The following is a 7,328-nucleotide window of genomic DNA, read 5'->3' on the forward strand; positions in this document are numbered from 1 at the left end:
TGTTAATGGAAATAAATTACTCGAATATTTTGTTTAATTCTAACTCAAATCCTTTGATGATTTCTGATGTAAGAACTTCGTTTTTCTGAATATCTCTTTGCCAACGAAGTTCATTATCTACTTGTTTATAAAGCGTTAGTGACTGTTTTTCTACATTTATTAGCCAATATTCTTTTACTCCTGTTATCTCGTAGATGTGTTTTTTGTAGGACATCGGGCGGCGTTCCGCATCGCTGTTATCATTCGATGGAGAAAGAATCTCAACTACCAAATCGGGCGATCCTTCAATTTTATTTTCTCCGATAATATTGAGTCTTTCTTTTGTTATAAAAAGCAAATTTGGTTGTAAAGTGTCATATTCTGTAAAATGCACATCCAAAGGAGCAGTATATAATTCACCAAGTTTATTCTGAATGATGAAATTTCCGAGGTAAATTGATAATAAAGTTCTTGTAGTTTGATGTGAAGGCTTTGGAGTTTGTTTAAAAATAATTTGACCATTGAGCAATTCATAGTTTCCACTATTGGGTGGAGTAAGTTTTACGTAATCCTCATACGTAAGCAACTTAGGTTGAGGAATTCTCTTCTCAACCTTTTTTGCTCCAAGTTTATACCTCGAATGTGTCGCTATTGCATTCATATTTAAAACATTGTTTCTTACCTACCTGACTGCCAATTGTTGACTGTGGACTTTTTCTACTTTTTCGCCAATTTGCTATTTTTATAGCCGTAAGCAAAGTAAATCACTAAGCCGATGGCCATCCAGATGATAAACATTCGCCAGTTTGTCCAGCCGAGTTCGGTCATTAGATAGAGGTTTGTCAAAATTCCGAAGATTGGGAGTAGCGAGAAATTATATTTAAAACTCATTACCGACAATGCTAACCATACAGCCCAAAACACAAAAAGCAATGGTTTTTCTTCTAAATGTTGCATGACATCGCCTTGTGAATATGTGAAGTATAACGCTCCTATCATCAAGATTCCGCACAAATATTTAGCATTGATGTACGGAATTTTAAATTTTGCGTCTTTGCTCATGCCTTTCGTATCTAAATAAAGCACGCCTGCACACACCAAAATAAATGCAAAGAAAGTACCCACGCTCGTGAGGTCAACGAAGAAACTCATCTTGAAAAACAACGAGGGAACAGCCACCAAAATACCAGTAATAATTGTTGCAAAACCTGGGGTTTTGAATTTTGGGTGAATCTCACCAAATTTTTTGCCTAAAAGCCCATCACGGCTCATGGTCATCCAGATACGTGGCTGCCCGATTTGATAAGCCAATAAAGCACTCGTAATGGCAATAACGGCACTCACCGAAATAATTCCTGCCACAGCATCAAAACCTACATTTGTGAATACATACGCTAATGGGTCGGCTACATTTAATTCGGTATAGTTTACCATTCCAGTAAGTACCAACGAGATAAGCACGTAAAGAATCGTACAGATTACCAAGCATAAAATCATCGCACGAGGTAAATCTCGTTGAGGATTTTTGGCTTCTTCGGCAGTTGTCGAAATAGAGTCGAAACCAATAAACGCAAAGAAAACTGCTGCAACTCCGCTCAACACCCCTTCAACGCCATTTGGTGCAAAAGGCGACCAATTCGCTGGTTTTACATAAAAAACACCTGCTACTATTACCAAAAGTATCACCAAAAGCTTTAAACCAACCAAAAAATTACTCGCATTGCGAGATTCTTTGATACCAATATAACAAAGTGTTGTAATCAAGACCGTAATCATTCCCGCAGGAAGATTGAAGATTACTTTCAGGAAACCCAAACTTGGAGCATCTTGAAAAGCCTGAGCCAAACGTTTAGTGCCATCGTTAATTTCTGTTCCTCCCGTTTGCACACTTTCAAAGGCTTCTTTGGCGGTTGTATAATCTACGGCCAGCCAAGTCGGAAAATGAATGCCAAAACCTTCGAGCATCGAAGTAAAATAACTCGACCACGAAATGGCTACTACCATATTTGACACGGCATATTCAAGAATCAATGCCCAGCCAATAATCCAAGCGAGCATTTCGCCAAAAGATACATAAGCGTACGTATAGGCACTACCACTGACAGGAACCATTGAAGCAAATTGGGCATAACTCAAAGCAGTAAATACACAGGCAATTGCCACAAATACAAAAAGAAGAGAAACCGCAGGCCCACCATTGAAACTCGCCAAGCCAATTGTACTAAAAATACCTGCTCCGATAATGGCAGCAATACCAAGTAAGGTTAAATCTCTCACTCCCAATACTTTAGCCAGTGAATTTCCGTCTTCACGGTCTTCGGTTTCTTTGATAGCTTGTGTTACATCCTTTCTACGAAAAAGAGAATTACTCATAATATGTTTTAATAAGTTTAGGTTTAGTATTGCTGATTACTTTCCAAAACTATTAAAAAAATGGCAAGAATGGTGTTTTGTTGAGTAATTATTTATTGAATGAAGGCCTACTTTCGTTTGAAATGCTTTTCTTTTAAGCAAAATTATACTTTTTAATATTTAACTTGTCTATACAAGTTGTGTGATTTATATTTGTACCAAGCAAACATAAATTCTAAAAATGAACTATTCTATCCATCAAATCGCAAAGATGATTGACCATTCTTTGCTCCATCCAACAATGACCGATGCCGACTTGATAGCGGGCTGTGAACTGGCAAAACATTATGATGTCGCAACGGTCTGTATAAAACCGTATTTCGTGAAACAAGCAGCTGAGTTGCTCAAAGATTCTGATGTAAAAGTTTGTACGGTCGTAGGTTTTCCACATGGAAGTAGCACGATTCAGCAAAAAGTGGCCGAAACTCGTCAAGCTTGCAAAGATGGAGCAACCGAAATTGATATGGTGGTAAACGTCGGCAAAGTTTTGTCTGAAGATTGGCGATATGTAAAAAAAGAAATCAATGCTATTTTGAAAGAAAGCCACAAACACGGAGCTATTTTGAAGGTAATTTTTGAAAATGATTTTCTTCCAAAAGATAAACTCAAAATAAAACTCTGCAAGATTTGTAGCATAGTGGGCGTAGAATTTGTGAAAACATCTACTGGATACGGTTACGTAAAACAAGCCAACGGAGACTATAATTACAAAGGAGCAACGGAACATGATTTGCTTTTGATGAGAAAAAATTCGTCAGAAAAAGTTCAGATAAAAGCAGCAGGAGGTGTACGAACACTCGACGGTTTATTGAAAGTAATGGAGTTGGGCGTAACTCGCCTCGGAGCAACTGCCACCGCCACAATCATTGAAGACGCAAAAAAACGTTTGGGTTTAGCTTCAGAAAATGTAACAGCCTCGACGATTGGATATTAAGAATGAAAACCAAAGCAATAATCCTGTATCGCAACAACGACCTGTTCTAAAAAATCTTTCAAATCGTGTCAGAATTACACTTTTATTGAAAGAAGTAATACTTTTTTGACTAAAAATTGTATAAAAATTAATAATTGTAAAAAAAACATTTAAAATATTTGCCTAAATACTGATTTTTAGTTTCTTTTGTAAGTAATTATTCTGTTGTCTATACAAGTTGTATCAAAAATATATTCGATTTCATTGAAATCATAAAGAGTTTGAGTACCCCGATTTATCGGGTTTATTCATCATAGGTTAAAGTATTTTCGTCTTGGAAAGGCATTTGGGATTCCTAAATGCCTTTTTTCATAAATAAACCTCTGAAAATATTCTATCAAAATTTAGTGCCTTTTATGAGTTTATTAGATTAATTTGCTTTCAGAATTTCTAAATAGTGTTTGATATTGCCACCTGCTGAGACTACTCTATGAAAATACCCCTTTATCGACAAATTCAAGCGAGTTTAAAAGAAAAAATTACTTCGGGAGTTTATGAAGAAGGTGGACTATTGCCTTCCGAAAATGACCTTTGTACTGAGTTTAATGCAACTCGTATGACCGTTCGACAAGCTCTCAACGAACTCGTGCGTGAAGGCTACATTACTCGCCAACACGGAAAAGGAAGTACGGTTTCGGCAAGTAGAAAATCGCTCGGTTTACTTTCGCTGAAAGGTTGGACCGAAGTGGTAGTAGCAAGCGATAGGCACGGAAAAACATTAGTTTTAGAAGGTCCAGTATTAAAAAAATTGGAAGATACAGCCTTTAAACCACTAATTGATGAGGAAAAGCACGAAGAATTTATATTTTTTAAGCGATTACGTTTGGTAGAAGATTCGCCAGTGATGTATGAGCATACGTATATTCCGAACGAAAATTTACCAAATTTTATTGAAGAACCGTTGTTGGAAGGCTCTCTCTTCCGAACTTTGCTTATCCGATATCAGGTTGATGTGCAGAGCATGACCCAAGAAGTGCGAGCCATTGCAGCCGATAAAGAAACCGCCAATTTGCTCAAAATTAAAGTAAAATCACCCGTTTTGCATTTATTAAGAAAATACAAAACTTCGATTGATGGTTTTTTTCTTTATAGTTCCATCTATTGTAATACCGAAAAATTTGCCATAAGTAGTTTTAACTAAAAATCTCTTGCTATTTTTGGGACGAAATTCTTTTTTAATTAAACACCCCTTTGCCTCAAACCATGAAAAAAATCAAAGTTGCCGTTGTTGGCACAGGTTTTATCGGGCCAGCTCATATTGAAGCCCTCCGTCGTTTACCAAATATTGAAGTTTTAGGACTTTGTGAAGCAAATATTGATTTAGCGAAAGACAAAGCAGCTTCTTTGGGTATCGAACGTGCGTATATCTTTGAAGATTTATTGAAAGATTCAGAAATTGAGTGTGTACACGTGTGTACGCCAAACTTCTTGCACTATTCGCAATCAAAAGCTCTTTTATTGGCAGGAAAACACGTTGTGTGCGAAAAACCATTGGCCACCAAAATTGAAGAAGCAGAAGAATTGGTAAAATTAGCCGCTGAAACAGGTTTAGTAAATGCTGTTCACTTCAATTTGAGATATTATCCGTTGGTTCGTCAGATGAAAACCATGCGTGAAAAAGGCGATTTGGGCGAAATTTACTCAATCATGGGTAGCTATTTGCAAGATTGGCTTTTCTACCAAACAGATTATAACTGGCGTTTAGAACCGGACAAGTCTGGCGATTCAAGAGCAATTGCCGATATTGGTTCGCACCTTTTGGATGTAACCGAGTATATTACGGGAATGAAAATCACGCAAGTAATGGCCGATTTCAATACTGTACACAAAACTCGCTTGAAGCCATTGAAGGCCATCGAAACGTATTCGGGCAAAATGCTTGAGCCATCTGATTACGCTGAAGTGCCAATCAATACCGAAGACCATGCAAGTGTACTTTTGAGATTTGATAACGGTGCTAAGGGAAGCGTAACAGTAAGCCAAGTTTCGGCTGGACGTAAAAACCGTTTGAACTTAGAAATTTCAGGTTCGGTAGCGAATTTTGAGTGGTGTTCGGAAAAACCAAACGAAATGTGGATTGGCAAACGTGATGGAGCTAACCAACAATTGATGAAAGACCCATCATTATTCTATCGTGAAGCACAAAGCCTTGTGAGTTTCCCAGGTGGACACAACGAAGGTTTCCCAGATACATCGAAGCAATTATTCAAGGAAGTTTATGCGGCAGTTGCAGCAGGAAAACAACCTGAAAATCCAACGTATCCAACATTTGCCGATGGTTTGCGTGAATTATTGATTTGCGAAAGAATCATCGAAAGTCACCGCAAGCAAGCTTGGGTTACTATCTGATATTTTCGGAGATAGATTTATATAGAAAAGCGAGTTATTCCAAAAGAATAGTTCGCTTTTTTGATTTATCGAAGTTTGAAAAAGATGTATTAAAATACTCTTGTTCCGTCAGGTTTATATTTTATCAAGTTGATTTTAGTTCTTAAATGGTCAAAGTCTCCATCAGTAGTAATTAAAGTGGCTCCAGAAATTTTAGTAGTGGCCGCTATCCATAAATCATTTTTGCCCATTTTAACTGCATTTCGTCCTTGAGGTAAAGGCTGATTTAAGAGCTTATTTTGGCTGTAAGAATCTATTTCTGCGTACGCTTCAAATAAAGCATTGTCCGACGCATTTATATCAAGAATAAAAATCTTATTTAGAAGTTCATTTAGCTTTTCTTTCCTTTTTTCGCCCCAATTATTGTTTAATGCAAAAGCCATTAATTCTCCTTTAGTGACTGATGAAATCATAACTATATTTTGAGAATTAGTAATATTTAACTCATTTTCAATAATTGTAGATAATGGAGCTGAACGAAGATAGGCAACAAGAATATTAGTGTCGAATAGAAATCTCATCATTAATCAAGTTGGGTTAAGATTTCTTCAAAACTTTCTTCTCCCGGCCATTGACCAACTATTTCAGATAGATAATTAAAATGCTTTTTCTCACTTAATTGTCTTTTGATTTGTTGCTCAACATTCTCTGTTTTAGGTATTTTATTGAAAAATAGGTTTGATTCTTCCGTTGGAAAAACACGTTCTACTTCAATGAATGAAAGTCGTCCATTGGGTTTGTAGTGTGCTGTTCCTGTTAATGTAATGTCCTTCCCCCAATATTTGCTTATCTCTTCAGTTGAAATATCTTCTGACAAAATTCCGTTTACAAAGCCTTCATTCGTTTCTACTAAAATTCTTGAGGCACTATATTTAAGGGTGTCTAATTTTCCAGAAATTACTGCAAATTGTGCTTCTGGGATACTTTCTTGAATAGAATTGATTTTATCAAAGTCATTTTTTTTGAGTATTAATTCGGGTACACTACCTCGATTTGAAAATTGTATAGTTTCTGAATCGGTAAGAAAAAGACTTTTAAAATCACTTAATTTTTTTAGTAGGGGTTTATCTACCCATTCATAGTCTTTATCTTGTTCCAATACTCCTCTAAAAGTATTCATTACCAGCGATACAGGAGTTAAGTTGGGTAATTCTTCTAAAATATTGGGATTAAAAATATCCCCTTGCCAACCACTAAGATATTTAGAAAAGGGCTCGCATTCTAATTCTAGAGCGGTATAGATATTTTCTTCATATAAACCAGATAGGCGAATTTTAAGGGCATTAGAGATTTTTTTTGGTGGTTGTCCCATTAATTTACTAAAACCTACTAATCGTATCTGTAAAGCCCCTTTAGCGATTGATTTTATATTTTCTGCAAGTTGAATTAATCGGTCAAATTCAATTGTACCGTTATCTTCTTCTGCACCTTGTAATTTGATGTCGTAATTCATTATTATAATTATAGTAATAAACAATAATATTAGATAACCACTATAATAACAAATTCTTTACCAATAATATTTCAAAATAAAGTCTATTTTGAAGCAATCTTTGTTAAAAACTATAAAAAAAGC

Annotated in this window: 7 protein-coding genes; 3 read left to right on the forward strand and 4 right to left on the reverse strand. The window is 36.0% G+C overall.

Annotated features, from left to right (window positions below):
* Nucleotides 1–16: 16 nt before the first annotated feature.
* Both ABR854_RS22890 and ABR854_RS22895 read right to left on the reverse strand, forming a co-directional pair.
* Nucleotides 17–640: a Uma2 family endonuclease gene (locus ABR854_RS22890; RefSeq protein WP_350268181.1), complete on the reverse strand. Its 624-nt coding sequence runs from the start codon at nt 638–640 to the stop codon at nt 17–19.
* A gap of 56 nt (nt 641–696) precedes the next feature.
* Nucleotides 697–2,352, reverse strand: a complete 1,656-nt coding sequence (locus tag ABR854_RS22895; protein ID WP_350268182.1) for an amino acid permease — start codon at nt 2,350–2,352, stop codon at nt 697–699.
* A 220-nt stretch (nt 2,353–2,572) separates the two neighbouring features.
* Between ABR854_RS22895 and deoC the strand changes: the two genes are divergently transcribed.
* The 3 genes from deoC to ABR854_RS22910 all read left to right on the forward strand — a co-directional run bounded on the left by deoC (nt 2,573) and on the right by ABR854_RS22910 (nt 5,713).
* Nucleotides 2,573–3,325 carry a deoxyribose-phosphate aldolase gene (gene deoC / locus ABR854_RS22900; RefSeq protein ID WP_350268183.1) on the forward strand — a complete coding sequence of 251 codons (753 nt, stop codon included), beginning with the start codon at nt 2,573–2,575 and terminating at the stop codon, nt 3,323–3,325.
* A gap of 469 nt (nt 3,326–3,794) precedes the next feature.
* Complete coding sequence (locus tag ABR854_RS22905) at nt 3,795–4,505, forward strand: GntR family transcriptional regulator (RefSeq protein ID WP_350268184.1); 711 nt, start codon at nt 3,795–3,797, stop codon at nt 4,503–4,505.
* Nucleotides 4,506–4,567: 62 nt separating this feature from the next.
* Nucleotides 4,568–5,713 carry a Gfo/Idh/MocA family protein gene (locus ABR854_RS22910; protein ID WP_350268185.1) on the forward strand — a complete coding sequence of 382 codons (1,146 nt, stop codon included), beginning with the start codon at nt 4,568–4,570 and terminating at the stop codon, nt 5,711–5,713.
* An 89-nt stretch (nt 5,714–5,802) separates the two neighbouring features.
* Here ABR854_RS22910 and ABR854_RS22915 read toward each other — a convergent pair whose 3' ends face one another.
* Both ABR854_RS22915 and ABR854_RS22920 read right to left on the reverse strand, forming a co-directional pair.
* Nucleotides 5,803–6,276, reverse strand: a complete 474-nt coding sequence (locus ABR854_RS22915; protein WP_350268186.1) for a type II toxin-antitoxin system VapC family toxin — start codon at nt 6,274–6,276, stop codon at nt 5,803–5,805.
* Nucleotides 6,276–7,205, reverse strand: a complete 930-nt coding sequence (locus ABR854_RS22920) for a hypothetical protein (RefSeq protein WP_350268187.1) — start codon at nt 7,203–7,205, stop codon at nt 6,276–6,278. Before ABR854_RS22920 ends, ABR854_RS22915 begins: the two co-directional genes overlap by 1 nt.
* Nucleotides 7,206–7,328: the final 123 nt, after the last annotated feature.

The organism is Emticicia sp. W12TSBA100-4 (assembly GCF_040253585.1).
Classification (GTDB): domain Bacteria; phylum Bacteroidota; class Bacteroidia; order Cytophagales; family Spirosomataceae; genus Emticicia.

Coding starts and splice junctions, on each gene's coding strand:
- ABR854_RS22890 (WP_350268181.1), bottom strand. CDS start 640: ATGAATGCAATAGCGACACATTCGAGGTATAAACTTGGAGCAAAAAAG.
- ABR854_RS22895 (WP_350268182.1), bottom strand. CDS start 2,352: ATGAGTAATTCTCTTTTTCGTAGAAAGGATGTAACACAAGCTATCAAA.
- deoC (WP_350268183.1), top strand. CDS start 2,573: ATGAACTATTCTATCCATCAAATCGCAAAGATGATTGACCATTCTTTG.
- ABR854_RS22905 (WP_350268184.1), top strand. CDS start 3,795: ATGAAAATACCCCTTTATCGACAAATTCAAGCGAGTTTAAAAGAAAAA.
- ABR854_RS22910 (WP_350268185.1), top strand. CDS start 4,568: ATGAAAAAAATCAAAGTTGCCGTTGTTGGCACAGGTTTTATCGGGCCA.
- ABR854_RS22915 (WP_350268186.1), bottom strand. CDS start 6,276: ATGATGAGATTTCTATTCGACACTAATATTCTTGTTGCCTATCTTCGT.
- ABR854_RS22920 (WP_350268187.1), bottom strand. CDS start 7,205: ATGAATTACGACATCAAATTACAAGGTGCAGAAGAAGATAACGGTACA.